Source organism: Haloterrigena salifodinae, assembly GCF_003977755.1.
GTDB classification, from domain to species: Archaea; Halobacteriota; Halobacteria; order Halobacteriales; family Natrialbaceae; genus Haloterrigena; species Haloterrigena salifodinae.
Genome location: NZ_RQWN01000003.1, coordinates 235,544 through 261,455, shown reverse-complemented (window position 1 = coordinate 261,455; position 25,912 = coordinate 235,544). Strand labels below are relative to the sequence as shown.

Below are 25,912 nucleotides of genomic sequence, written 5' to 3'. Positions count from 1 at the left end.
GGCGGTGATCGCGGATGAACTGGCGGCCGACCGCACGAAAGGATTTCCGGGATTCGATCCGCTCGCGGACGATCTGGATCCTGCTCGTGGTGCTCGTCGGCCTGTTCGTCCTCGGAAGCGCCGTCTTCGGTCCGGACTCCGGAGCGTTCCCGGCGTTCGTCGAGACGGCGTTCGGGAACGTCTACGGGCTGGTACCCCTGATCGGCATCGCGTTGGGCTACAAGGCCGTGCTCTACGAGCGCGAATCGGGAAGTCTCGTCCTCGCGCTGTCGCTGCCCCAGTCGCGCCGAGACTTCGTCGCCGGCAAACTCGTCGGGCGCTCGCTCGTGCTCGGGTTCCCGCTGGTCGCCGGACTGGTCGTCGCCGGCGCGGTCGCAGCCGCGCAGTACGACTCCGCGGCGCCGCTGTCGTATCTGGCCTTCGTCGGCGCAACCGTGCTGTACAGCGTCGCGTTCGTTTCGATCGCGATCGCCTGCTCGATGAGTTTCGAGGCCGATCGCCAGGTTCTCGTCAGGGCGATCGGCCTCTACGTCGCGCTCGATCGGGCCTGGATCTGGCTTGTGGACACGATCGTCTCGGTTCTGTTCCGTTTCAACGCCCCGTCGCCGATCCCCGACTGGGCGGTGGCCCTCCAGTTGGCGTCGCCGAGCGAGGCGTACCGTCACCTCGTCGCCGTCCGCTTCGGGTTCGATTCCACGCAAGCCCACCTCGCTGCGGCGGCACCGTCGGTCGTCAATTCCTGGACTGCGCTGGTCGTTCTATTGGGCTGGATCCTCGGTCCCGTCGCGATCGGCTACCTCCGCTTCAGGGACGCCGACCTCTGACCGCCGGACGATTCGGGTCGCCTGCTGCGACTTCGCTTTCTCCCGGAAGATGTCAGCATAAAAATTTTTATAGGGCGGCCGATTAGTATCGGGTGGCATGTCCCCGCCAAACCGCCCCCGATCGACAGCGACGCCCTCCGCGTCGACGGACCGCTCCCGAACCGATCGCCTCTGCTCCCGGCGCACGTTCATCGCCGCCGGGAGCGCGACCGCGCTGGCCTCGCTCGCCGGCTGTTCGGCGGTCGCCGACTTCCTCGCCGACATGGCGCTCAAGGAAGTGAACGTCTTCAACGGCGCCGACGAGTCGGTCAGCGGAACGATCGAGGTTGTCGACCCCAACGACGAGAGCGTCCTCGAGGAGACGTTCGATCTCAAGGCTACCTCCGAAAACGAGGACTCCGACGAGAGCACCGAGGCGACGGCCCAGTACGACGACGTCTGGACCGATACCGGCGACTACGAGGTCACGGTCGCGCTCGACGATCCCCTCGAGGAGGGAACTACCGACGACTCGAGCGACGACTCCGGAAACGAGACGAACGAGACGAACGAATCCGACTCGACGGCCAACGAGGAGTTGGCAAATGAGTCCGTCGAGGACGGCGGCGTCGAGCCTGACGGCGCCAACGAAACCGACGGGAACGACACCGCCAACGAGACGGACTCTGACGACCCGTCACAGAGCGGCCCGAGCAAGACCGACACCGTGTCGATCGACGATACCGACGAGCAGAGCCTCGTGATCGGCATCGCGCAGGACGGGCCGGACGATCTGATCAGCTACCACGTAATCAAGGACTTCAGCGACCTCGAGGGCGAGTTCGAGTGATCGGTCCCGGACCGTCGACTGAATAGCCCAACTCGTTTTTCTCCGCGTCGACGGCGACGAGCGCCGCGCCGACGGCGTCGCTCGGCACACGATTCAATAGCCTGCCGACCGGACGCCCGATATGCGACTGTTCGTCAGCGTCGACCTCCCCGACGACCTCGCGGCGTCGGTCGCCGACCTGCAAGCCGAGTTCGAGGACGCCAGCGGGCTAAACTTCACGGATCCCGAGCAGGCCCATGTCACGCTGAAGTTCCTCGGCGATGTGGACGAGGACCGACTGCCCGCCCTCGAGCGAGAGTTCGAGGCTGCGGTCGCGGACGCCGACGTCGATCCCTTCACGGTCCGCTACGGCGGCCTCGGCGTCTTCCCGAGCCTCGACTACATTAACGTGGTCTGGTTCGGTACCGAAACGGGTGGCGAGGAACTCACGCGGCTCCACGAGGCGATCGAGGAGCGAACGACGGCGATGGGATTCGAAGCGGAGTCCCACGACTTCACGCCCCACGTCACGCTCGCGCGGATGGAACACGCCGGCGGCAAGGACCTGGTTCAAGAACTCGTCCGCGAGCGCGATCCAACGATCGGTGAGACGACGGTCGAGGAGGTGCGCCTGACCGAGAGCACCCTCACCGATTCGGGGCCAGTGTACTCGACGGTCGAGTCGTTCCCCCTCGAGTAGCCGGCCGTCGATAGCGGCCGCGTCGGTCCGGCGAGATAGTGTGTTGCCCCGCTACGAGAGTCGCTATGCGGGCCGGAACCGGCCGCTCGGCGAATGCAAGGTCGACATCGATACCGACGCCCGGCGTAGCGAGCGGACACGATGGTCGAGATCGCCGTCGATTGCTCGTGACTCCGTCGCTTCCGACCGGACTCGACGACGTGGCCGCAAGCGGGCGCGTCGCCTCGCGCCGAGAAGTGCTGGCCGCCGTTGGCGGCGCGGCCGGCGTCTCGTGGTCTCGAGCCGACGCTCGAGCGGTCGCCGACGCCGCCGAGACGCCGTTTCGGATCCGCGTTTACTCCGGTCCGCTCCCGTTGCGGCTCCGACTGCCAAACGCCGTCGCCGGATCGGGCGGCTGGCCGCCGGCGCTGCGGGACGCGACGGCGGCCGTCGAGGACGCCGTCGCGCAGGTTCTCGACTACGCCCGCGAGCGATCGCGGCTCGAGTCCCTCGAGATCACCGTCGAGCGCGCCGGATCGATTCGACCCTCCCGTTCGGCGGTACAGCGCCCGTCCGACGTCGTCCTTCCCTCGCTCGAGACGGTCCTCGACGGGTTCCACCGTCGGCTTCGGGAACGCGACGCGCTGACGGGCTCGACCTGCCACCTGCTGCTGCGGTGGGAGCCGCTGAACTACCGGGTCGGATACGGCGGGACGCTGTCGCCGAACGCGCACGTCGGCGACGACGCCGAGGGGAGCCCCGGCGACGCGCTGACGGTGGCGAACGTCGGCGCCAGCGAGATCTGGGATTCTCGGGCCGTCACGCGAAACATGGCGATCCACGAGACGCTGCACACGTTCCTCTCGAGCGACGTCGCCGAGGCGGTCGGCGGCTCGCTGTGCGATCACAACCTCGGGGAAGCGATCCGGACCGACGACGAGACGCTGCGCGTGTCCCCGATGGCGTCCGCCTACGCCGGTCGGGAGGAAATCGGCGCCGGCACCCGGTTCCACGGTACCGGCTGCTACGATCACGAGGCGTTCCACCGGCACGACGGCACCGACGGCGTCGAGAACTGGTCGTACACGACCGACCTGAGCGAGGCGACGCTCGAGGGCATAACGCGCTATCTCGAGCGGGCTGTGGGGCCATAACCGCCGGCGACGGCGCCGTCGGCCCGCGTCGCGAAGATGGACAAGATTTTAAGCCACCGCGGGCTACGTTCGGCTACTATGGGTAAGAAATCGAAGGGCAAGAAGAAGCGTCTTGCCAAACTCGAGAACCAGAACAGCCGCGTGCCGGCCTGGGTCATGATGAAGACTGACATGGAAGTCCAGCGCAACCCCAAGCGACGCAACTGGCGGCGCAACGACACTGACGAGTAACGATGAGTGCAAGTGATTTCGAGGAACGCGTCGTTACCGTTCCGCTGCGTGACGTCAAGAAGGGGGCCAACCACGAGGCTGCCGACTACGCGATGCGGCTGATCCGCGAACACCTCGCGAAACACTTCGCGGTCGACGAGGACGCCATCCGTCTGGACCCCTCGATCAACGAGGAAGTCTGGTCGAACGGTCGCTCCAACCCGCCGCGAAAGCTGCGCGTCCGCGCAGCCCGCTTCGACGAAGAGGGTGAGGCCGTCGTCGAGGCCGAGGTCGCCGACTAAACTTGCAACGCCTCGCCTTCGCCGGGTCGGCGTACGTCGGCGTCTTCGCCCGCGCGACCGACTCGTGCGTACTCGTTCGCCCGGACGTCGACGACGACGTCGTCGCCGACCTGACCGACGAACTCGAGGTGCCCGCGGTGCAGACGACCGTCGGCGGTTCCTCGACGGTCGGCGCCCTAGCCACGGGTAACGAGAACGGGCTGCTCGTCAGCGCCCGCGTCCTCGAGTACGAGCGCGAGGCGCTCGAGGAGGCGGTCGACGTGCCCGTCGCGGAGCTGCCAGGGAACATCAACGCCGCCGGAAACGTCGTGCTCGCCAACGACTACGGCGCGTACGTCCACCCCGACCTCCCGCGAGAGACGGTCCAGATCGTCGAAGATACCCTCGAGGTCCCCGTCGAACGCGGCGACCTCGCGGGCGTTCGAACGGTCGGGACCGCCGCGGTCGCGACGAACTCCGGGGTGCTCTGTCACCCCAAGGCGACCGATGAGGAACTGGACGTCTTAGAGGAGACGCTCGATGTCCGGGCCGACGTCGGCACCGTCAACTACGGCGCGCCGCTGGTCGGCTCAGGGCTGATCGCCAACGAATCCGGCTACATCGTCGGCGAGGACACAACCGGACCGGAACTGGGCCGGATCGAGGACGCGCTCGGCTATCTGGACTAACTGGCCGTTCGGCCGACGGTTCTCGACGCGACGGTTCATTCTCGTTTCGACACGATAGGGTGCGAATAATTTTATCGCGAGCGATGTTTCTTCCGAGTAGGGAATGTCGATTCGGAATCGGTATCGTCGGTTCGAGGCGGTTTTAGAACGGAATCGATTCCTATACTACGGTCTCCAGTTTTCGGTTCTGGTCGCCGTCCGCGTCTGCTACGCCGCGCTCGGAGCGGAACCGATCGGTGAGGGCCTCCGACAGGGCGTCGTGTTCGCGACGGCGTTCGTACTCACGACTGCCGTACTGAGAAGCGTTCTCGACTGAGAACCCGGCGCGTCGCGGCTACCGCCGTTCGAATCGGTGGCGAACGACCTCGCTGTCGTCGTCCCACTCGAAGTTCTCGTGGGTGTGCTCGAGCATTCGTCGATACCCCTCGAGGTCGTCCATCCCCTCGGCTCGGGCGTCTTCGTCGGTCAGTTCCCCCAGCCGGCGCTCGGTCACGTCGGTTACCTCGAAGGTCGTGCCGTCGATGGTGAACGTGTCGCCTTCGTCAGCGTACTGGTGGCCGCGGTGGATCTGTGTGACATCGCCCTCGAGGGCCTGATTTCGCATTCGCTCGCTTGGCAGCAGGTCGTCGGGCTCGAGTTCGCTCATGGGAACCCGTACGACGTCGTCCGCAAAACCGTTTGGCACCGGCCGACTGGCCGCTCGCTGCGACGGCCGCCGCGAACGGCGATCGACTCCGATGGAAAGGAACATTCTTCCGACTGCCTGCCGGAGTCATACCCATGAGTCGGTTTACGGTTACCGGCCGGGTCGTCGATTACGACGGTTTCGCGGCGTGCGAAACCGCGGCCGTGACCGAAAACGAGAGCGTCGGTTGCGAACGCGTTCTCTCTCGACTCGAGAGTCGATGCGGTCCGAAGCAGATGCAGATCGAACTCGAGGATATTACCCAACAATGAGTCAGCAACAACTACAGCAGCTGTCCCAGGAGATTCAGGAGATCGAAGAACAGATCGAGGCACTCGAACAGAGCGTCGAGGGCGTCCAGCAACAGAAAACCGAGTCCGACGAGGCCATCGAGGCCCTCGAGACGCTGGACACGGACTCGACGGTGCAGGTGCCCATCGGCGGCGGCGCCTACCTTCGAGCCACCATCGAGGACATCGACGAAGTGATCGTCGAACTCGGCGCCGACTACGCCGCGGAATTCGAGGAGGACGACGCCGTCGACGCCCTCGAGAGCAAGAAGGAGAACCTCGACGACCGGATCGACGAGATCAACAGCGAGATCGCCGAACTCGAGACCGAGAGCGAGGAGCTCGAGCAGCAGGCCCAGCAGCTTCAGCAGCAGGCGATGCAACAGCAGATGCAGCAGATGGGCCAGGGTCAACAGCCCGACGAGTAACGACGGGACCCCTTTCCCACCATGTTTGACAACCTGAAGGAGAAACTCGGGAGCTTCCGGAAAGACGCCGAAGAAGCCGCCGAAGAGAACGTCGAGGAAGTCGACGAGGACGAACTCGAGGAGGCGCAAGCCGAGGAGATCGAAGCCGAGTCCGAGCCGGCGGCCGACGCGGCCGAGGCCCGCGAAGACGACGCGACGACTCCGGACGCTCCTGATACCACCGGTGAACCGGTCGACGAGCCCGAGAGCGAACTCGAGGCCGAGACGGCGGCGCCGAACGAGACGGCGGCGGCCAGCGCCGAACCGGAGGCCGACGAGCCGGAACCCGCGTCGACCCCTGACGCGGCTGAGGCGGCCGACGCGGCCGAGACAGCCGGCGCGGCTGAGACGGACGATCCGTCGGCTGCGGAGCCGGAACCTGAGGTCGACTCCGAACCCGAACCCGAGACTGAGGCGGAGTCGGTGCCCGAAGCCGACGAAGAGGAGAGCTCCGGATTCGACCTCAAGGGAATCATCAAACGGGGCAGCGAGGCCGACGAGGAGACGGACGAGGCCGAGGACGAACCGGCTGCCGACGTCAAGCCGGACGACGGCGCCGAGACCGAACTCGAGGCTGAGACGGCCGACGCAGCCGAGGCCGACGCGCTCGAGGACGAGGAGGAAGACGCGGACGCAGACGCGGAAGCCGACGCCGACGAGGAGTCGTCCTCGACCGGATTCGGTACCAAGGCCCGCTCGCTCGTCAAGGGGAAGTTCGTCATCGAGGAGGAAGACCTCGAGGCCCCCCTGCACGAACTCGAGATGGCGTTGCTCTCGAGCGACGTGGAGATGGGCGTCACCGAGGAGATCCTCGACAACCTGCGCGACGAACTGGTCGGGGAAACCCGGTCGTTCACAACCTCGACGGGCGACGTGATCGAGGAGGCGCTGCGCGATGCGATCTACGACGTGATCAGCGTCGGCCAGTTCGATTTCGACGAGCGCATCGCCGCCGCGGAGAAGCCGGTCACCATCGTCTTCACTGGCGTCAACGGCGTCGGGAAGACGACGTCGATCGCGAAGCTGAGCCGCTACTTCGAGGAGCGGGGCTACTCGACGGTGACGGCCAACGGCGACACCTACCGCGCCGGAGCCAACGAGCAGATCGAGCAACACGCCGAGGCGCTCGGTACGAAGCTCATCACTCACGAACAGGGCGGCGACCCCGCCGCCGTGCTCTACGACGGCGTCGAGTACGCCGAGGCCAACGACATCGACATCGTGCTCGGCGACACCGCGGGTCGGCTCCACACCAACGAGGGGCTGATGGATCAACTCGAGAAGATCGATCGCGTCGTCGGCCCGGACATGACGCTGTTCGTCGACGAGGCCGTCGCCGGACAGGACGCCGTCAACCGCGCCCGCGAGTTCAACGAGGCCGCCGAGATCGACGGAGCGATCCTGACGAAAGCCGACGCCGACTCCAACGGCGGCGCGGCGATCTCGATCGCACACGTCACCGGGAAGCCGATCCTGTTCCTCGGTGTCGGTCAGGGGTACGACGACATCGACCCGTTCGACCCCGACGAGATGGTCGATCGCTTGCTCGAGGACGACGAATAGCGATCGAACGGCGTCCCGGCGTCGATTCCGGCTACGTCGCGGTCGCAACTCGTCGATTCTCTCTCGAGTCGCGGACCTACGAACCGTCATTCGACGGGAATACGAAACTTACATATAATATCTGCCTGACACCAATGTATGCGCAAACCCCGTTCCCGCCGCGCCCTTCTCACATCGATGGTGGGGCTGTCTCTGGGGGCTGCAGGCTGTTTCGAAGGCGATCTCACGAACTCGGAGTCCGAGGAGTCGCTCGATTCCGGCGTCGTCCCGGCCGACGAGTTCGACTGCGACGACGTCGATCGGCCTGACCCGTCCCCGCCCATCCGCGACGGAGCTCTCGAACCCGCGACGTATCCGACCCCGCCGGACCCGCTGCTCGAGTCGGCCGGCGAGTACGTCCGCGATTTCGAAGCGGCGTACCAGCACAACGCCTTTGTCGAGAAGTATGGATCAGAGACCGCTGGGTTCGAGTTCGACCTCGAGGCGAGGGACGTGAAACCGGTCGATGCGGAGTCCGACCGCGAGGCGAAACTGGTCTCGCTCGTCTACGATCTGGCGACCAAAATACGACGGACGCCCGAGGAATCCGAGCGGTCCATCCGCGTCACCTACTACGTCGACGACCAGATTGTCCTCCGGGCTCGCTACGCTGGCCTCGCCGACGAGCCGACGTTCGAGCCCGACCCGCGGAGCGCGGGCGACCCCGTCGCCTGTTTCCACTGAGACGGCCGCTCAATTACCGGAAAATACTGCATGCATCGGTGACGACCTTCGCTCGAGCCGACTGATCTGACAGCGTTACCGTCCGCTCGGAGGGGGTCTCTCGACTGCGGAGAGAACCGCGGCTTCCGAAGCAGGCAATATTTTCTTGTTCGGACGACCCTCGTCATGATTCGCCCCTTTGCAGGGTGGTATAGGGCTAGGGTGTTACTACCCGCTAAACGATGGTCCTTCACGATAGTGTGACCGCGCTGGCTACTGGCAGCGCTCGCCAGCGGTGGTCTCTATGAATACGACGGAGCAATACAAACAGAACAAGCACCCGCTCGACGTTATCGACGACGTCTACGACTACGCCGACGAGGAACTCTCCTTCGAGGAGATCGAGGAGCGCGCCGGCGGCGGCGAGTGGGAGCGCCTGAAGTGGGCCGGCATGTACGCCCAGAAGCAGGAGGGCTACTTCATGATCCGGACCAAGGTTCCGGGCGGCAAGCTCACGCCCGAACAGGCCGAGGTCATCGGCGAGGTTACCGACGACTACGCCGTCGCTCCCGAGGAGTACGGCGGCGAAGAGCAGAACGAACTCTGGGGCGACGCCTACCTCGACATCACGACCCGCCAGGATATCCAGAAACACTGGATCCGCGTCGAGGACGTGCCCGAGATGTGGGAGCGCTACGACGAGGTCGGCCTAACGACTGTTCAGGGCTGCGGTGACTCCGCCCGGAACGTCCTCGGCTGCCCCGCGGCTGGACTCGACGACCACGAGTGTTTCAATGCACAACCGGTTATCGAGGCTGTCTCGGATTTCTTTACCGAGAACCGCGAGTACGCCAACCTCCCGCGGAAGTTCAAGATCACGATCACCGGCTGCGCACACGACTGCGCGCAGTCCCAGATCAACGACGTCGGTCTCGTCCCCGCGAAAAAGGAGATCGACGGCGAGTACCTCTACGGTTTCCACGCTCGCGTCGGCGGCGGCCTCTCCGACGGCCCACGGATGGGCTCGGAGCTCGACGTCTTCATTCGACCCGAGGAAGCCGTCGAGTTCTGCCGCGCCGTCGCCCAGACGTTCAAGGAACTCGGCGACCGCAACAACCGCGGCGTCTGCCGCATGCGCTACCTCGTCGAGCAGATGGGCCCCGAGAAGTTCGAGGAGGCCGTCCGCGACCGCTGTACGATCGACCTGCCCACTGGCGGCGAGAACCTGACCGTCGGCTACCAGGGCGACCACGTTGGCGTCCACGAACAGAAGCAGGATGGACTCAACTACGTCGGCTTCAACGTGATCGCCGGCCGCATGGGCGGCGACGAGTTCGCCGAGGCCGCCCGCGCCGCCGAGAAGTACGGGACCGAAGACGCCTCCGTGCGTCTGGCGACCGATCAGAACTTCCTGATCACCCACATCCCCGACGAGAACGTCGAGGACCTGCTGGCGGAGCCGTTCGCCCAGGAGTACAGCCCCGATCCGGGGCCGTTCTCCCGCGGCGCGGTCGGCTGTACGGGCAACGAGTTCTGTAACTACGCTATCATCGAGACCAAGAAGCGCACCAAGCGCTGGGCCCGCGAACTCGACGAGCGCATCGACGTCCCCGACGACATCGAGGCCATCCGGATGCACATGTCCGGCTGCTCGGCCTCCTGTGCTCAGCCCCAGATCGCCGACATCGGCTTCCGCGGCGAGACGGTCAAACTCGAGGATGAGAACAGCACCAACGCCGAGGGCGACAACATCGTCGAAGGCATGGACTTCGGACTCGGCGGATCGCTCGGCGCCGACAACGAGTTCCTCGACTGGGTCGAGAACGCCGTCCCCGCCCAGTCCGTGATTCCGGCGCTCGAGCAGCTGTTCGAGGCCTATAGTGAGGGCCGCGACGACGGCGAGAAGTTCTACGAGTGGACTCGCCGCATCGACAACGAGCGCCTCCGACAGATCATGCAAGGGGCCGACGCGCCGGTTGCACGAGGTGTTGCCCATGGGGACTAATGGCTCCGACGACACCGAGGAACGCGTCTTCCCGACCGTTCCCGAGTCGAATACGGACGACGACGAAGCGGTCATGTTCCCCGAGACGGGCGGCGCCGCGCCGCGCTCTCGAGAGGGAACCGAGCACGCTCGAGACGGCGCCATCGCCACGGACGGTGGCGAGAGTGCCGAGGGTGAGAGTTGCTCGCCCGACACCTGCACCTGCGGCGAGAAGACGGCCGAACCGGCCGCGTCCGCAGACTCGGCCGACGACAAGCGCGTCGCCACCGACGGGGCCGGCGCCGCCAACGTCGACGAGATGGGCGAACTCGGCGAGCTCGAGTTCACCGAGCCGGCCGAGAACGTCAGCCAGGACGTCTACGACGACGCTCCCGACACCCGCGTCGGGATTCCGGACGGCGTCGACCTCGAGACGCCGGAGTACTCGATCCGGTCGCAGATGAACGACATCGAGACGCCCGACGAGAAGACCTGGTTCATGGAGCTGGACGAGGCCGTCATCGACGAAGGCCGCTGTATCCAGTGTGGGACCTGCGTCGCCGCCTGCCCGTCCGATTCGATCGGCGTCGGCGACGACGACCTGCCGGAACTGGTCAAGATGTGTACCGGCTGTTCGCTCTGTTGGGACTTCTGTCCCCGCGGCGGGATGCGCTACGAGCGCCAGTGGAAGATCACCGGCGGCGAGGACAACGTCAAGGGCGCCGGTGATCCGATCACGGAGTTCTCCGCGAAGGTCGAGGACGACTGGACCGACGGCGCCCAGGACGGCGGCGTCGTCACCGGCGTCCTCTCGACGCTCCTCGAGGAGGGCGAGATCGATGGCGCCCTCGTCGCGACCGAGAGCGAAGAGGAAGAGTGGAAGGCCGAGAGCTTCCTCGCGACGACCACCGAGGAGCTCATCGAGAACGCCGGCACCGTCTACAACCAGACGCTCGCGCTCGGCAACCTCGACCTGAAACAGTGGGAGCACAAGCTCCCCGACAAGGACTGGGACGACCTCTCGCTGGCCATCGTCGGTACGCCGTGTGAGATCGAGGGCATCCGCGCCCTGCAGGACTTCGAGTGGGACTACCAGGCCCAGAACGAGGGCATCCGCGCGGTCGACTACACGATCGCGCTGATGTGTACGAAGAACTTCAACTACCACAGCCTCATGGGCGAACAGCTCGAGGAAAAGCGCGGCATCTCCCCGTCGGAGATCGGCAAGATGGACGTCCTCAACGGGAAGATGATGGTCTACGACCACGACGGCGAGATGATCGTCGAGGAGGACATCGAGAACTTCCACGACGCCGCGCTCAAGGGCTGCGACGAGTGTGCCGACTTCACCGGCTTCTGTTCGGACATCACTGTCGGCTCCGTCGGCTCTTCCGACGAGTACTCGAGTGTCATCATCCGGACCGATCAGGGAATGAAGGCCTGGGAAATGACCGAGCCGAAACTCGACTACCACGATCTCGAGGACCGCTCGGCGGTCGGCAAGCTCCAGGGCTGGGACAAGAAGAAGGCCTTCGAGAGCCTCGAGCGTCCCTTCGACCCCGACGCGCCCCGGTTTATCGATTACACCGACCACGCCGAGAACTACGGCACCGCGCTGAACCCGCACGACCAGGGTCACTGAGCTGAGTCGGTTCGCGTCGGTTTCTTTTCCGTTCGTTCGGTTCACACCTCGATCGCGTACGCCGTCACGTCGCCCGATTCGTCGACGGTCACCGAGACGGACTGACCCCTCGGCTCGAAGAGGTTTCTCACCACCTCGGCCGGGTCGGGAGCGATCTCGGCCGGGAACAGGAGCTCTACCGTCCCGTCGACGTCCGAGCCGCGCCGTTCGGCGGTCGTCTGCACGACCGCCCCGTCGTCGACGTGGACCGTCACCGCGAGGGCCGGCCTGTCCGCGACCGTCGTTTCGGTCTCGAAGCTGACGGCCCGGACGCCGTCGCCACGCTTGAACGCGCGCGGGTTCTCGGTCGGCACCGCCTCGTCGTGTTCGGCGTCGAGATACCGCTCGAGTCGGGCGACGTACTCGGCCTCGAGTACAGTTTCTACGAGCCGTCCCGCGTTCTCGTCGTCCAGTTTCGTCAGCCGCGCCTGCTCGTCCATGTTCGCTACGAGACGAGCTCCGCGGAACAGAAACGACCTCGTAACCCGTGACTCGAGCCGAAGCAAGCCGATACCAATTAGTGTACCCTCGGCGTAGCGGCGGTCATGTCACGGGGAATCGGTGTCCTCCCGCAGATCCAAGAACTCGTCCCCGAGTGGGCGGCGTTGCTGGTCGCCCTCCTGACCCAGCTGGGGGACGTCTGGTTTCTGGTCCTCCTCGTCGGGGTCGTCTACTGGCTTCGGCCGGACGACCGCGAGGACGCCGCCGTCCTCGTCGGGCTGATGCTGGCCGGCTTCTCGCTGGTGACCGCCCTGAAATACGCCTTCGCTCTTCCCCGACCCGGCCAACCGCTCGCCGAACTCGAGGCGCTGGGACCGCTGGCCCGGTCGCTGTACGAGGCGACGGGGACCGCCGACGGCTACGGGTTCCCGAGCGGACACGCCGTCCTGACGACGGTCGTCTACGGCGGCCTCGCCCGGCGGCTCTCGATCGGCACGGCCCGCCAGCGGGCCGCCGCGGCGGCGACGGTCGTCTCGCTCGTTTCCGCCTCGCGGATCGCGCTGGGCGTCCACTATCTCGTCGACGTCGTCGCCGGGGTCGCCGTCGGCGTGACGTTCTTGGTGGTCGCGAACCGGCTGACGGCCCGCTACCCGACCGACCAGCAGACGGTCGCGTTCGCGATCGCCGTCGCGGTCGGCGTCGTCGCGCTCGCGACGAGCGGCGCCGCGATCGACGCCGTCCTGATCTTCGTCGCCACGCTTGTCGTGTTCGGCGGGTTGCAGTTCGTACGCGGCGGTCGCGACCGGTCGTCCGCTCGAGGGTGACTGACGGCCCGAATTTTTGTCACAGCACGACGCCGGACTGCAGTACCGCGATTAACACGGTGAGTACCGGGATCGCCAGCAGCGTCGTCAGGAACACGCACGTCGAGACGTACTCTGAGACGAGCACCCCGTCGGAGCGGACGCCGCCGGCGAACTCGATGACGAGGATCAGCGGCGTCACCGCGGCCGGCATCGCGGTCTCGAGGACGAACACGCGCGCGACGGTCTGATTCTCGAAGCCGACCAGGAGCGCGATGCCGAGACCGATCAGCGGTGCGATGACCATCTTGAGCGCCGTCGCGGACCAGGCGCGGGAGACCGTCGAGGCGGTGTCGGTGCGCGCGAGCTGGATGCCGAGGATGAGCAGCATGAGCGGGATCGAGGCGTCGCCGACGAGTTGCAGCGTCTCCATCGCCGCCGTGTCGGCGGACGGTACCAGATCCAGCGCCCGGGCGACCAGCGCGGCGACGACCGCGTAGGCCAGCGGGATGTAGAACACCCGGCGAACCCCCTCGAGTCCGGCGGAGCCGCTGCTCCGGGAGGCGATGTAGACGCCGAGGGTGTACATCAGCACCGACTGGATCGAGAGGTAGAGGACAGCCGTCTCCCGCCCGACGTCGCCGAACGCGAAGTCGGAGACGGGGATCCCGAAGTTCCCCGAGTTGGTGAAGATTGCGACGAGGACCAGGGCGCTCAATGCCGGCTCGCGCTCGCCGGTGGCGCGGCCGATCAGTTCGGCGAGGCCCCACATCGCCGCGGTAAAGAGGAGGACGCCGACCGTCACTCGCGCGAGCGTTGCTGCGGCGAGTTTCGTGACGGCGAGACTGTGAAACACCAGCGCGGGCGCAAGCACGTAGACGACGGCCGTGTTCAACGGCTCCGGATCGATCTGCTTGATGGTCGCCAGAACGTAGCCGACCCCCGCGATCGCGACGATCGGTCCGATCGCCGAGGCGAAGATGCCGAGCAGGTCGGCCATCGGTCAGCGCTCACCTTCCCCGCGAGACGGTCGGCTCGAGGGACGCGTTGTCCTCACAGTCGTGTCCTGCATCACGGCTATGATACTCTCAGTGCTTGGTATGGACGTTACGGTCGGAGCACTGACTGCTCCTTCCGGCGTTGCGACCCCTTCGTCCTTTAAGTGGTTCTGGTCACAAGGTAGAGCTATGACGGGAGAACGCGGTTCTTCGAAGTTCACTTTCGCGTAGTCGCTACTATCGTTTGCTCGGCAGCCAGCCCGGTGAACGCGGACTGGATTTAAGTACTTCTCGTCACAAGGTGAAGATACGACGGGAAGCTGTCGTTCTCGAGGCACTCAACTGACCAGCCCCGGGTCTCGGCGCCGCCGGTTTCAGGGGACTTATCTCTCGAGTCGGTAAGAGACGACCGTATGACTGCCGACGCGCGGATTCGAGTCGCAACGCCGGACGACGCCGCCGCGGTCCGCGATATCTACGCTCCCTTCTGCGAGTCGACGGCGGTCACGTTCGAGGAGTCGCCACCCACCGAGGCCGAGGTGGCCGACCGAATCGCGTCGACTCTCGAGACGTATCCGTGGCTCGTCTGCGAGGTCGACGGCGCGGTCGTCGGCTACGCCTACGCGAGCCGGCTACGAAAGCGGCGGGCCTACCAGTGGACGGTCGAACTCTCCGTTTACGTCGCCGACGACACCCGTCGGTCGGGCGTCGGCCGCTCGCTCTACGAATCGCTGTTCGCGGTTCTCGAGCGCCAGGGCGTCCGCGACGCCTACGCCGTGACGACGGTCCCCAACCCCGAGACCGAGCGGTTCCACGAGCGGCTGGGATTCGAGCGCTGCGTCGACTTCCCGGCGATCGGGTACACCGAAGGCGAGTGGCGCGACGTCGCCTGGTGGCGACGCGGGATCGCCGAGAAGACGGCCGATCCGGAGCCGATCACGCCGCTGCCCGCGCTCCGGGATCGACTCGACGAGACCGATTGGAACACGCTGGTTCGGACCGGCGAAATCTGAACGCAGTGAAGGTCTCGGTACGGCGAGCGGGGAACGGATGTGACCCGAGAGGGCGTCCTCGAGTCCTGAGCGCCGCTCCCGGATCGGAGTCGCGCGGTCCGAGCGCCCGTGCGCGGGAACCACAGTCGCTTAGTGGATCTGTCACGCCAGTTCCTCCCATGGATCCATCGGAGTACGGCATCTACCTCGTCACCCAGCAGTCGATCTCGGGCGACCGTTCGACGGTCGACGTCGTCCGAGACGCCATCGCGGGCGGCGTCGACGTCGTCCAACTGCGCGAGAAGGACACCGACGCCCGCTGGCGGTACGAACTGGGCCTCGAGTTGCGTGAACTGACCGCCGAGGCGGACGTAGACCTGATCGTCAACGATCGCGTCGACGTCGCCGAGGCGATCGACGCCGACGGCGTCCACGTCGGCCAGTCGGACCTCCCAGTGGGCGTCGCGCGGGACCTGCTCGGTCCTGAGGCGATCGTCGGCTGCTCGACGGCGACGGTCGAGGAGGCCCTCGAGGCCGAGGCCGCAGGGGCGGACTACCTCGGCGTCGGAACCGTCTACGGGACGACCTCGAAGGACGTCGACCGGTACAAGAACGGTGTCGGCCCGGAGCGGATCGCGGAGATCGTCGACGCGGTCTCGATTCCGGTCGTCGGCATCGGCGGCGTCACGGCCGACAACGCGGGCCCGGTCGTCGAGGCCGGCGCGACCGGCGTGGCCGTCATCTCCGAGATCGCCGCGGCCGACGATCCGCGGGCCGCGACCGCGGCGCTCGCGGACGCCGTCGAAACTGCGAAGGGAGTCGGGGACGCATCGGTAGCCGATGAGTGATTTACTACCCGATGGTATTACCGGCGACGAGCTCGCGGACTCGCTGCGCGCGATCGACCGGGGGTCGCCGCTCGTCCAACACCTGACCAACGAAGTGACGATGAACGACGTGGCCAACCTCACCCTCCACTGGGATGCGCTCCCGGTGATGGCCGACTCGCCGGGCGACGCCGGCGAGATGGCCGCCGGCGCCGCCGCGATCCTGCTCAACACCGGACAGGTGCCCGAGGGGAAAGTCGAGGCCATGCACGGTGCCGGGGCGACCGCCGCCGAGCGCGACATCCCGGTCGTGCTCGACCCCGTCGGCGTCGGGGCCACGCCTACGCGGGAGGCGGTCGCCGAGGCACTGCTCGAGGACCTGGACTTTTCGATCATCAAGGGCAACTACGGCGAGATCAGCGCGCTCGCGGGCGTCGAAGCCGAGGTGAAGGGCGTCGAGTCAGTCGGTGAGTACGACGAGATCGAGGACGCGGCCCGGTCGCTGGCGGACTCGACGGACGCGACGGTCGTCGCCTCGGGCGTCGAGGACGTCGTCGCGACCGGCGACAGCGCGGTCCGGCTCGCGGCCGGCCACGAACGGCTCTCCGAGGTCGTCGGCACGGGCTGCATGCTCGGGGCCACGCTCGCGGCCTTCCGCGGCGCCGTCGATGACGCGCCGACGGCCGCCGTCCACGGCGCGCTCGCCTTCGGCATCGCCGGCGAACGCGCGGCCGAGATGCCTCATGAGGGGCCAGCCAGCTTCCGGACGAACTTCCACGACGCCGTCGCTGGCTTCGATCCGGAGACGGCGGCCGAACTGGACCTCGCAGGGCGACTCGAGCGCGTCGACTGACGACGGTTTTCGAGAGGGGCCACCTCGCGGGAGCGATTGAAACCGTTTTAACCGCCCCGGGTGAACGTCATCGTATGGCACGAGAAAACCTCGAAGACGCAGCAGCGACGCTCCGAGACGCCGCGGACGCCACCTCCGACGACGAGACCCGTGAGCGCCTCGAGAATCAGGCCGACGAGTTCGCCACCCTCGCCGAGGCCGATCGCGGCCCCGACCACGGCAAACTGGCCCGTCACGAGCACATCCTCTCCGATATCGCCGACGAAGAAGGCGGCGAGGTCGCCGACCAGGTCGCCGACGCCCTCGAGTCGGTCCGGGCGTTCCGGGAGACGGTCGAAGGCGTCTGAACGCGCTCGAAACAGCGCGGAACTACTTGTTTTGCGGCCAGTACCCGGTCACGATCAGCGTCCGGTCGCGATCAGCAGACGGGCTTGGGATTCGCGCCCATCGCCTCGAGGCTCTCGACGTACTCGTCGTAGGCGGCCTCGATCGCCCCGTCGGCGGCCTCGTGGGCGCGCTCGCGGTCGTCTTCGTCCTCGCAGACGTCCTCGAGGAGGTCCGTCGCGCGCTCGAGCTGGGCGTCCAGATCGTCGCCGAACTCGCGGAAGACGCTCGCGGTCTGGGGGTCGGCGTCGCCGACGAAGTAGCCGACGACCTGGTCCTTCGAGCGCTGGCTCGCGAGGATCCGGCCGACGAAGGCGCCGACGCGCTCGACGGTCGACTCGAGGCCGCGCAGGTACTCGTGGAGCGCGGGCACTTCCTGCGGTTCGTACGCTTCGTCACCGAGGTGGTCGAGGACGGTCTCGTAGTGACCTTGCTCCTCCTCGGCGGTGGTCTCGAAGGCCTCGCGGGCCGCCTCGTGGCTCTCGTCGTCGGCCCACTCGAGGAACGTCTGCCAGGCGGCGTGTTCGGCGTTGGCGGTCGCCCGGAGGACGGGTTCGGTGTCGATGTCGCCGTCGGTGTCGGCGTACAGCGACTTCGAGGACCCGAGTCGGGAGAGCGCGGTCTGGTTGTCCTCCTCAACGGCTTCGACGAACGCCTCGGCAGCTGTCATACCGGCCCCTTCGACGGGCCTCGAGTTAGGTCTGTCGCGATAGCGCTTGCGGCTCGTCGGGGCGCGGTCGAGAGCCGATCGGGGGAGTAGCCGGCCCATTCCGACTATCAGCCGCCGGTTAATACTGCCGTTCCTGACGATAGCCGAGCTATAACAATCACCCTATATCGAATTTCCTCGATCGGAATGAAACGACGAGTGTATCTCGCGACGGCCGGTGCGACGCTGTTCGCCGGTTGTTCCGCCCTGAGCGGCTCGGAGACCGACGAAGAAAACGGCGACGAGAACGGGAACGAAACCGGCGACGAGAACGGATCGTCGGACCCGATCAACGAGGATCCGGGCTCATTCGACGAGTTCGAGGACCTCTCGAAGTGGACGGTGATGGAGGGCTCGATGAGCGCCGACAAGGAGCGCACGCACGTCGGCTCCCAGTCCGCCCGAATGGACGCCGGCGAGTCCGACACGCGCGTCATGATCAAACGCGAGTTCGACTCGCCGCGCGACCTCTCCGACGAACTCCCCGCGCTGGCGTTCGCGAGCGATCGCGAGGTCAATCCAGTCATCCAGCTCTCGGACACCGACGGCAACCGACTACTGCTCCAGTGTGCGGTCGAGGCCGACGGCTCGTTCGCCCGTCACGACCTCGGTTACAAGAAGACCGTCGGCGACCCGGACCTGAGTTCGATCGCTCACACCAAGGTCTCGTTCTGGGCCGGCGACCGAGAGATGTCCCTGTGGGTCGACGACTACCACTTCGTCAAGCGACCCGACACCGGGAAAGTGCTGCTCGAGTTCCCCGACGGGTCGGCCGCCGTCGAGGCCGCCTCGGCGCTCGCGGAGCACGACCTCCCCGCGACCGCGTTCGTCCGCACCGACTACGTGGGCGGGTCCGGCTACCCCTCGGTGGACGAGCTCGAGTCGCTCCAGGAGGACGGCTGGACGATCGCCAGCGAGGGCGCGACCGGCACCGATCTCACCGCGCTCGACGCGGAGAGTCAGAAAGCCGAGATCACCAGCGCCGCCTCGTGGCTCGAGGACCACGGGTTCGACGCCGAGTACTTCTCGTACCCGCTCAACCGGTACGACGACACCACCCTCGAACTGGTCGCGGAGCACCACGACCTCGGGTTCGTCGGCGGCTTCCCCGGCCATGGCTACGTGACCAACCCCGCCATGGTGCCCCGCGCGACCAACCCCGACGCCGAGGAGGCCGAGACGCTCCTCGAGTGGACCGCCGACCAGCGGACGATCACGACGATCTCGTTCCGCGAACTCGAGAACCTCGACGCGACGCTCGAACTGGTCGCCGACCTCAAATCGAACGGCGATCTCGAGGTCATCACGCCTGCGGACCTCGCGTCGGACTACCTGCACGAATAACGTCGTATTCCGGCAGTAGACCGGTCGTTTTTTCTCGCAGTTATCGTCCGCGAGCGACGGCGATTGCGATTGCAGCGGCCGGGTCGTTTGACGTGCCGATCGGTCGGTATTTCACGGATGAGCGGAAAAGGAGGCCCATGAAAATCCGACGGCCGCGACGCCCACGCCAGTTCCGCTGGGCCGACTCGGCACAGCAGACCGTCGGCGGCTTCCTGCTCGCCGGTCCGTTCGTCGTGACCGAGGAGGTCTGGACCCTCGCGGGTAGCATGAGCGCGGTCCAGGCGGTGCTGACGATCGTCGTCGTCTCGGCGATCGGCTACGGTGCGCTGTACACGGCCGATACGACTCGCGATCCGGACGTCGAACAGGAGGTCGCCGGCGTGCCGATCCGCTTTATCTCGCTGTTGCTCGTCTCGTTCGGGTCGGTACTGATCCTCGCGCTCCTATTTAATGCGCCCGCCACGTTGATTCAGGAGCCCGGAACGACGGTCGACGTAGCGTGGACGACGCTCAAGGCCGTCAGCATCGGCTCCGTGTTCAGCATCGTCGGCGCCGCGACGGCGGACAGCGTTTTCTCGAAGTAGTCGGTCCGCGTAGCCGGTTTTTCGGTTCGTCGCCGACTGGGACGATAGCGCGGTCGCTACTCGAGTCGGAGAAAAACGGAAAATCGGAGTTCGTTACGCGTCGCTCAGTTGCCCTTTTCGATGGGCGCGTTGACCAGGTTGCCCCACTCGGTCCAGGAGCCGTCGTAGTTGACGGCGTCGTCGTAGCCGAGCAGTTCGTGCAGGGCGAACCAGGCGACGGAGGATCGCTCGCCGATGCGGCAGTAGGCGACGGTCGTCTCGTCGCCGGTGATACCTTCCTCGCCGTAGAGCTCCTCGAGCTCGTCGCGGTCCTTGAAGGTACCGTCGTCGTTGGTGACGGCTGCCCACGAGATGTTGCTGGCGCCGGGGATGTGGCCGCCGCGCTGGGCGGTCTCCTGGAGTCCCGGGGGCGCGAGGACCTCGCCGGAGTACTCCTCGGGCGAGCGAACGTCGACGAGCGGAACGCCGCGCTCGATCGCGTTCTCGACGTCCTCTCGGTAGGCGCGGATGCTCTCGCGCGGGCCGGCCGCGTCGTACTCGGTCTCAGAGAAGTCGGGCTCCTCGTCGGTGGTCGTGTAGTCGTTCTCGAGCCAGTACTCGCGGCCGCCGTCGAGAAGCTTGACGTCGTCGTGGCCGTAGTACTTGAACTGCCAGTAGGCGTAGGCGGCGAACCAGTTGGAGTTGTCGCCGTAGAGGACGACCGTGTCGTCCTCGCTGATGCCGTGACTGCCGAGCAGTTCCTCGAAGTCCTCCTTCTCGAGGATGTCTCGCTGGGTCTGATCCTGGAGCTGGGTCTCCCAGTTGAACCCGATCGCACCGGGGGCGTGCTCTTCCTCGTAGGCTTCCGTGTCGACGTCGACTTCGACCAGTCGGAGGTCGGAGTCGTCGTCCTGGAAGTCGTCGAGGCGCTCCTCGACCCAGTCGGCGGACACGAGTACGTCGTTGGCGTAGTCGGTTGCCATACACGCCCGTTCAACGGCGACACACAAAGGGACTACTTAACCGGTTAATTCGGACACCGATCGACTGTGGCGGAAATACTTGCCACCACTTTGCGCGCCCGCGCCGTTCGTCTCCGTCCACAGCCGTTGAAAGAAGCTGAAGGGCGGTAATTTCGGCGAACGCGCCAAGTTAGCGATACGTTTCCTCGGCTGACACCAGCAATAGTTGCCACTGTCCCGGTATCCTATCGTTCACGTCCAAACCGGTGCGTTCTCGGAGCTTCGCTTCTAGTGACCGCGTAATGAACGACTCCGTCGTCACGCCGGACTGGCTCGCAGCGCACCGGGAGGATCCGCAGGTACGAATCGTCGACGTCAGGGACGCCTGGGAGTACGACGGCATCGGTCACGTTCCCGGTGCCGTCAGCATCCCGTTCGACAGCTACCGCGACGAGAGCGACGTCGACCGCGGGACCCTCCCCGGCGCCGAGGCCTTTGCCGACCTTCTTTCCGAGGCCGGCATCACACCCGAGAACACGATCGTCGCCTACGACGACACTCACGGCGTCTTCGCCGCCCGATTCGTGCTCACGGCCCTCGAGTACGGACACGATGACGTGCGCCTGCTCGACGGGGATTACAGCGCCTGGAACCAGGAGTACGAGACCTCGAGCGAGGTCCCCGACGTCGAGTCGACCGAGTACGACCCCGATCCGCTGGCGCCCGAGGAGAGCCCGCTGGTCGACTACGACGCCGTCGAGGCGGCCCTCGAGCGCGGCGCGCTGTTCGTCGACACGCGCGAGGCCCACGAGTTCGAGGAGACCCGCCTGCCCGGCGCGGTCCGGTTCGACTGGCGCGAGGTCGTCGACGACGAGACGCGCCGACTGAAACCCGCGGACGAACTCGAGGAACTGCTGGCCGAGTACGGGATCACGCCCGACCGCGAGATCGTGCTCTACTGCAACACCGCCCGGCGGATCAGCCACACCTACGTCGTGCTTCGGGCGCTTGGCTACGAGAACGTCTCCTTCTACGAGGGGAGTCTGACGGAGTGGGTGGCGAACGACGGGGAGGTAGAGAGCGGCGAGGCCGAGTGAAACGAGGCCTCGAGAAAGCGAGCGGGGAACGAACGTGACCCGCGAGCAGGCGAGGTCGAGTGAGCGAAGCGAACTCGACCTCGAGACGGAGCGGGGAGGCGTAGCCGACCCGCGGAGCGCGGCGAAGCCGAGACCGATGCGCTCCTCGAGAAACGCTCGAGTCGAATCGATCAGCAGATTCCGTTCGCGTTGGGCCGGCTGCTGCCACCTGGTTGACGGCCCGTTCTAGGAGCGGCATACGGTACCGTTCGCTCTGACTATTACTCATTGATTCGTCCGGTTAGCGCTACGGACGAAACCGGTCGACTATCGCGATACTCGCATCGAATGCGGTTATTGTAGATCATCCAACAGTAACTGGCCGCTTACCGGGCTGCAAGGCCTCTATTACAAGGGCCGATATTCTCGGTTGATCGGGTATGTGCGGCATCGTTGGTGCGTACGGGTGGACCCACGACGAGACGCTCTCGTCGATGCTCGACTGGATCGAACATCGCGGCCCCGACGAAGAGGGGTCGTATCTCGACCGCGACGCGGGACTCATGATGGGGGCGCGCCGCCTCTCGATCGTCGACCTCGAGGGCGGCTCCCAACCGAAGTGGAACGAGGACGAGACGGTCGGCGTGGTCTTCAACGGCGAGATCTACAACCACGGCGAGTTGCGCGACCGACTCTCCCGCGAGGGCCACCAGTTCGAGAGCGAGTGCGACACCGAAGTCCTGGTCCACCTCTGGGAGGAGTACGGCGAGGAGATGGTCTCCCGTCTCGAGGGCATGTTCGCGTTCTCCATCTGGGACCGCGAGGCGGAGACCGTCTTCCTCGCTCGCGACCGGTTCGGTATCAAGCCGCTGTACTTCGGGACGAACGACCGGGGGTACGTCTGGGGGAGCGAACTCCCGGCGCTGCTGATCGGCGGCGTCAACCGGACGATCGATCCCGCGGCCGTCTACAACCACTTCTCGCTCGAGTACACGCCGGCGCCCCAGACCCTGCTGGAGGACGTCTGGAAGGTTGAACCGGGGCAGTCGGTGACGATCACCGACGACGGCGTCGAGACACGGAAGTACTGGGACCTGCTTGACCTCGAGACCGGGACGCGAACGACGTCGATGGCGGCGGCGGCCGACCGACTGCGGACCCTGCTCGAACGCTCCGTCGAGAAGCGCCTGATGGCGGACGTGCCGGTCGGGGCGTTCCTCTCGGGCGGGCTGGACTCCTCCGCCGTCACCGGGATCGCCTCGCAACTGAAGGACGAGCCCTTGAAGACCTATTCCGTCTCGTTCACCGACGACCGCCTCGACGAGAGCGACGAGGCACGACTCGTCGCGGACCACTTCGGCACCGACCACACCGAAGTCCCTATCGACCTCTCGTCGATGGACCTGTTCGGCGAGATGATGCAGTACCTCGGCGAGCCGACGGGCCACCTGCAGATGCTACCGATGTACGCCCTCTCCGAGCGGGCCAGCCAGGACGTCAAGGTCGCGCTGGCCGGTGAGGGCGCCGACGAACTGTTCGCGGGCTATCCCTGGTACCAGCACGTCCCCGAACACAAGCGTAAGGTCGACTTCATGCCGGAGTTCACCCACGACGTCGCCGGTGCCGTCGCGCAGGTGGCGCCGGTCGGGAACAAACACCTCCGGTACTTCTCCGGGCTGAAGAACAACGAGGAAATGCTGCTCAACCACGTCTGTGGCTTCACGACCTTCCGGCCCGAACCGGACGAGTTCCTCCGGACGGGGGAGTCCGCCGCGACCTCCGGCCTGCGGGCGAACGTCGGCGAGGTCACCGCGGAGGTCGCGGATCCGTCCTTAGAGCAGCACATGTCGACCTACGAGACGGGCTACACGCTGCCCGACTACCACCTCTACAAGGCCGACCACATGAGCATGGCCCAGTCGCTCGAGCTTCGCGTCCCCTTCCTCTCGACGGAGATGGTCGAGTTCGCCCACTCGCTGCCGGCCGAACTCAAGGTCAACGACGACGACGTCAAACGAGTACTCAAGACCGCCGTTAGCGACCTCCTCCCCGATCAGATCCTCGAGCGCGAGAAGATGGGAATGCGCCCGCCCGTCGAGGACTGGTTCGAGGAGGAACACGACTCGATCGAGACCTGGTTCACGCGGGAGAAACTCCGACAGACGCCGTACGTCGACGCGAACCGAGCCACGGCGCTCCGGGACGCCCACCGCCGCGGCGAGGAGTCGGTCGGTCGAACGCTCTGGATGATCCTCACCTACGTCGCCTGGTACCACTCCTTCATCGACGAGCAGAACGCGGTCGTCTAACACCGTCGTTGCGTCGCTCGTCGTCCCCGTCGCTGCGCCGTTCGGCTCGAGCCGCGGCGGTCACGAGTCTCGAGCCGCCGGAAGCGTGAACCGGAACGTCGCCCCTTCGTCGGGTTCGGTGTCGACCCGGATCTCGCCGCCGTGGCGCTCGACGATGCGTCGGCAGAGTGCCAGACCGATCCCCGTCCCGTCGTGTTCTTCGTGGCTGTGCAGGCGTTCGAACACCTCGAAGATCCGCTCCTGATCGTCGGGATCGATGCCGATGCCCTCGTCGCTGACCGAAATCTCCCACTCGTCGCCGCGACGCTCGGCACTTATTTGGACCCGCGGCGGGCCGTCGCTGTACTCGACGGCGTTCGAGAGGAGATTCTGGAACACCTGCCGCAACTGGCCGGGATCTCCCTCGACGCGGGGCAGCGACTCGCTCGAGATAACCGCGTCGGTCTCCTCGAACCTGAGTTCCAGATCGCTCCGTACGTCCTCGAGGACGGCGTCGAGGTCGACCGATTGGAAGGGATTCCCTCGCGTTTCGACGCGGGAGTACGCGAGCAACCCGTCGATCATGTCTCGCATGCGCTCGGCGCCGTCGACGGCGAACTCGATGAACTCCTCGGCGTCGTCGTCGAGTTCGTCACCGTACCGTCGATCGATCAGCGACAGGTAGTTCGTGACCATCCGGAGCGGTTCCTGAAGGTCGTGGCTGGCGGTGTAGGCGAACTGTTCGAGCCGCTCGTTCGATTCCTCGAGTTCCCGCTCGTACCGGCGGCGCTCGAGTTCGGCGCTCACCCAGTTGCCGAGCAGCTCGACGAAGGTGACCTCCCAGTCGGAGAACTCCTCGGTTCTGGCGTCCAGATCGTAGAAGCAGAACGTCCCGTAGACCTCGTCATCGACGGAGACCGGCGTCCCGAGATAACAGGAGATCCCCCACTCGGCGTTGCCCGCGCGATCGGCCAGCTCCGGCGCGTCTTCGTCGACGTCCTCGAGGACGAGCGTTCGCTCGGTACTGACGACTCGTTCGCAGTTGGTCGCATCGAGCGGAGCGGTGTCTCCCGCCTCGAGATCGGCGTCCGGCGGCGCGTCGATGGCCTCGAAGATGTATTCGTTGGCGTCTTCGTGGACGCACGACAGCGCCGCGTACTCCGTGCCGATCGTCCGTCGAACGACGCCCAGCAGCGCCTCGAGCTGGTCGTCGAACGGTCGCTCCGGGTCCGCGATGACCTCGTAGGCGTCCCTGAGCGCACGTTCGCGCTCCCGGGTCCCTCTTTCTCGACCGTTGCGGTCGCTCACCTCGCGCACGCAGACCGTGATCCCCGTCTCCGAGGGGTGTATGCGGCCCTCGAGTCTCGCGCCGAAGGGCGGGGAGAACGCGTCGAAGGAGACCGGTTCCTGCGTCTCGAACGAGCGCTCGAACGCTCGTCGGGACGACTCGAACGCGTCGGCGTAGTCGTCCCAGACGACCGTCCCGAGCAGTTCGCTCTCGGACCGCTCGAGCAGTCGCTCGGCTCGGTCGTTCAGAAAGGAGAACCGCCACTCTTCGTCGAGTGCGAACACGGCGTCGGCGATCCGCTCGTAGGCAGCGGACGCGTCGCCGTCGTGCGGTTCCGTCGGTTCTGATCGGTCGCCCATCTGTGGCT

At 66.1% G+C, this 25,912-nt stretch carries 28 protein-coding genes; 22 read left to right on the top strand and 6 right to left on the bottom strand.

Annotated elements, in window-relative coordinates; genetic code table 11:
- The first annotated feature begins 14 nt into the window (after positions 1–14).
- The 7 genes from EH209_RS15860 to EH209_RS15830 all read left to right on the top strand — a co-directional run bounded on the left by EH209_RS15860 (position 15) and on the right by EH209_RS15830 (position 4,645).
- Positions 15–824, top strand: a complete 810-nt coding sequence (locus tag EH209_RS15860) for an ABC transporter permease subunit (RefSeq protein WP_126663835.1) — start codon at positions 15–17, stop codon at positions 822–824.
- Positions 825–921: 97 nt separating this feature from the next.
- On the top strand, positions 922–1,653 hold the full coding sequence (locus EH209_RS15855) for a hypothetical protein (RefSeq protein ID WP_126663834.1): 732 nt from the start codon (positions 922–924) through the stop codon (positions 1,651–1,653).
- Positions 1,654–1,774: 121 nt separating this feature from the next.
- On the top strand, positions 1,775–2,332 hold the full coding sequence (thpR, locus tag EH209_RS15850) for an RNA 2',3'-cyclic phosphodiesterase (RefSeq protein ID WP_126663833.1): 558 nt from the start codon (positions 1,775–1,777) through the stop codon (positions 2,330–2,332).
- Between the two features lie 167 nt (positions 2,333–2,499).
- On the top strand, positions 2,500–3,465 hold the full coding sequence (locus tag EH209_RS15845) for a hypothetical protein (protein ID WP_211338373.1): 966 nt from the start codon (positions 2,500–2,502) through the stop codon (positions 3,463–3,465).
- A gap of 78 nt (positions 3,466–3,543) precedes the next feature.
- Positions 3,544–3,696, top strand: coding sequence for a 50S ribosomal protein L39e (locus tag EH209_RS15840; protein WP_004267621.1), 153 nt, complete (start codon positions 3,544–3,546; stop codon positions 3,694–3,696).
- Between the two features lie 2 nt (positions 3,697–3,698).
- Complete coding sequence (locus tag EH209_RS15835; RefSeq protein ID WP_008892985.1) at positions 3,699–3,977, top strand: 50S ribosomal protein L31e; 279 nt, start codon at positions 3,699–3,701, stop codon at positions 3,975–3,977.
- 2 nt (positions 3,978–3,979) lie between these two features.
- The gene (locus EH209_RS15830) at positions 3,980–4,645 is read left to right on the top strand and encodes a translation initiation factor IF-6 (RefSeq protein WP_126663832.1); all 666 of its coding nucleotides are present in this window, start codon (positions 3,980–3,982) and stop codon (positions 4,643–4,645) included.
- A 334-nt stretch (positions 4,646–4,979) separates the two neighbouring features.
- Here EH209_RS15830 and EH209_RS15825 read toward each other — a convergent pair whose 3' ends face one another.
- Complete coding sequence (locus EH209_RS15825) at positions 4,980–5,291, bottom strand: ASCH domain-containing protein (protein ID WP_126663831.1); 312 nt, start codon at positions 5,289–5,291, stop codon at positions 4,980–4,982.
- A gap of 134 nt (positions 5,292–5,425) precedes the next feature.
- Here EH209_RS15825 and EH209_RS24145 point away from each other — a divergent pair, with 134 nt between their 5' ends.
- The 6 genes from EH209_RS24145 to EH209_RS15800 all read left to right on the top strand — a co-directional run bounded on the left by EH209_RS24145 (position 5,426) and on the right by EH209_RS15800 (position 11,978).
- A complete protein-coding gene (locus EH209_RS24145; protein ID WP_164722062.1) occupies positions 5,426–5,602 on the top strand; it encodes a hypothetical protein in 177 nt (58 codons plus the stop codon).
- The gene (pfdA, locus tag EH209_RS15820; protein WP_126663830.1) at positions 5,599–6,048 is read left to right on the top strand and encodes a prefoldin subunit alpha; all 450 of its coding nucleotides are present in this window, start codon (positions 5,599–5,601) and stop codon (positions 6,046–6,048) included. The genes EH209_RS24145 and pfdA overlap by 4 nt, the downstream gene beginning before the upstream one ends.
- Positions 6,049–6,069: 21 nt before the next feature.
- Entirely contained in the window at positions 6,070–7,650 is a 1,581-nt protein-coding gene (gene ftsY, locus EH209_RS15815) for a signal recognition particle-docking protein FtsY (RefSeq protein WP_126663829.1), read from the top strand.
- A gap of 138 nt (positions 7,651–7,788) precedes the next feature.
- Positions 7,789–8,373, top strand: a complete 585-nt coding sequence (locus EH209_RS15810) for a hypothetical protein (protein ID WP_229380225.1) — start codon at positions 7,789–7,791, stop codon at positions 8,371–8,373.
- Between the two features lie 283 nt (positions 8,374–8,656).
- Positions 8,657–10,357 (top strand): nitrite/sulfite reductase, encoded by a 1,701-nt coding sequence (locus EH209_RS15805; protein WP_126663828.1) that lies wholly within the window; start codon positions 8,657–8,659, stop codon positions 10,355–10,357.
- Complete coding sequence (locus EH209_RS15800; protein WP_126663827.1) at positions 10,347–11,978, top strand: Coenzyme F420 hydrogenase/dehydrogenase, beta subunit C-terminal domain; 1,632 nt, start codon at positions 10,347–10,349, stop codon at positions 11,976–11,978. Before EH209_RS15805 ends, EH209_RS15800 begins: the two co-directional genes overlap by 11 nt.
- A gap of 41 nt (positions 11,979–12,019) precedes the next feature.
- Here the strand turns inward: EH209_RS15800 and EH209_RS15795 are convergent, their stop codons facing one another.
- Positions 12,020–12,457, bottom strand: coding sequence for a hypothetical protein (locus EH209_RS15795; protein ID WP_126663826.1), 438 nt, complete (start codon positions 12,455–12,457; stop codon positions 12,020–12,022).
- A gap of 105 nt (positions 12,458–12,562) precedes the next feature.
- Here EH209_RS15795 and EH209_RS15790 point away from each other — a divergent pair, with 105 nt between their 5' ends.
- Positions 12,563–13,282 (top strand): phosphatase PAP2 family protein, encoded by a 720-nt coding sequence (locus EH209_RS15790; protein WP_126663825.1) that lies wholly within the window; start codon positions 12,563–12,565, stop codon positions 13,280–13,282.
- Between the two features lie 19 nt (positions 13,283–13,301).
- Here EH209_RS15790 and EH209_RS15785 read toward each other — a convergent pair whose 3' ends face one another.
- On the bottom strand, positions 13,302–14,261 hold the full coding sequence (locus tag EH209_RS15785; protein ID WP_126663824.1) for an AEC family transporter: 960 nt from the start codon (positions 14,259–14,261) through the stop codon (positions 13,302–13,304).
- A 411-nt stretch (positions 14,262–14,672) separates the two neighbouring features.
- On the opposite strand from EH209_RS15785, the gene EH209_RS15780 reads away from it, so the two are divergent.
- From EH209_RS15780 to EH209_RS15765, 4 genes are all read left to right on the top strand, one after another.
- Positions 14,673–15,272 carry a GNAT family N-acetyltransferase gene (locus tag EH209_RS15780; protein WP_126663823.1) on the top strand — a complete coding sequence of 200 codons (600 nt, stop codon included), beginning with the start codon at positions 14,673–14,675 and terminating at the stop codon, positions 15,270–15,272.
- Positions 15,273–15,430: 158 nt separating this feature from the next.
- Positions 15,431–16,099 (top strand): thiamine phosphate synthase, encoded by a 669-nt coding sequence (gene thiE, locus EH209_RS15775; RefSeq protein ID WP_126663822.1) that lies wholly within the window; start codon positions 15,431–15,433, stop codon positions 16,097–16,099.
- The gene (thiM, locus tag EH209_RS15770; RefSeq protein WP_126663821.1) at positions 16,092–16,931 is read left to right on the top strand and encodes a hydroxyethylthiazole kinase; all 840 of its coding nucleotides are present in this window, start codon (positions 16,092–16,094) and stop codon (positions 16,929–16,931) included. Before thiE ends, thiM begins: the two co-directional genes overlap by 8 nt.
- Positions 16,932–17,005: 74 nt before the next feature.
- Positions 17,006–17,278, top strand: a complete 273-nt coding sequence (locus tag EH209_RS15765; RefSeq protein WP_126663820.1) for a DUF7553 family protein — start codon at positions 17,006–17,008, stop codon at positions 17,276–17,278.
- Between the two features lie 71 nt (positions 17,279–17,349).
- Here EH209_RS15765 and EH209_RS15760 read toward each other — a convergent pair whose 3' ends face one another.
- Positions 17,350–17,985: a rubrerythrin family protein gene (locus EH209_RS15760; RefSeq protein ID WP_126663819.1), complete on the bottom strand. Its 636-nt coding sequence runs from the start codon at positions 17,983–17,985 to the stop codon at positions 17,350–17,352.
- Between the two features lie 186 nt (positions 17,986–18,171).
- Here EH209_RS15760 and EH209_RS15755 point away from each other — a divergent pair, with 186 nt between their 5' ends.
- Together EH209_RS15755 and EH209_RS15750 are read left to right on the top strand one after the other, a co-directional pair.
- A complete protein-coding gene (locus tag EH209_RS15755; RefSeq protein WP_126663818.1) occupies positions 18,172–19,368 on the top strand; it encodes a polysaccharide deacetylase family protein in 1,197 nt (398 codons plus the stop codon).
- Positions 19,369–19,505: 137 nt separating this feature from the next.
- The gene (locus EH209_RS15750) at positions 19,506–19,952 is read left to right on the top strand and encodes a DUF2391 family protein (RefSeq protein ID WP_126663817.1); all 447 of its coding nucleotides are present in this window, start codon (positions 19,506–19,508) and stop codon (positions 19,950–19,952) included.
- A 104-nt stretch (positions 19,953–20,056) separates the two neighbouring features.
- Here the strand turns inward: EH209_RS15750 and EH209_RS15745 are convergent, their stop codons facing one another.
- Entirely contained in the window at positions 20,057–20,914 is an 858-nt protein-coding gene (locus EH209_RS15745) for a sulfurtransferase (RefSeq protein WP_126663816.1), read from the bottom strand.
- A 281-nt stretch (positions 20,915–21,195) separates the two neighbouring features.
- On the opposite strand from EH209_RS15745, the gene EH209_RS15740 reads away from it, so the two are divergent.
- Positions 21,196–21,990: a sulfurtransferase gene (locus EH209_RS15740; protein ID WP_126663815.1), complete on the top strand. Its 795-nt coding sequence runs from the start codon at positions 21,196–21,198 to the stop codon at positions 21,988–21,990.
- 419 nt (positions 21,991–22,409) lie between these two features.
- Positions 22,410–24,278, top strand: a complete 1,869-nt coding sequence (gene asnB, locus EH209_RS15735; protein WP_126663814.1) for an asparagine synthase (glutamine-hydrolyzing) — start codon at positions 22,410–22,412, stop codon at positions 24,276–24,278.
- Between the two features lie 60 nt (positions 24,279–24,338).
- Here the strand turns inward: asnB and EH209_RS15730 are convergent, their stop codons facing one another.
- On the bottom strand, positions 24,339–25,904 hold the full coding sequence (locus EH209_RS15730; RefSeq protein ID WP_126663813.1) for a sensor histidine kinase: 1,566 nt from the start codon (positions 25,902–25,904) through the stop codon (positions 24,339–24,341).
- Positions 25,905–25,912: the final 8 nt, after the last annotated feature.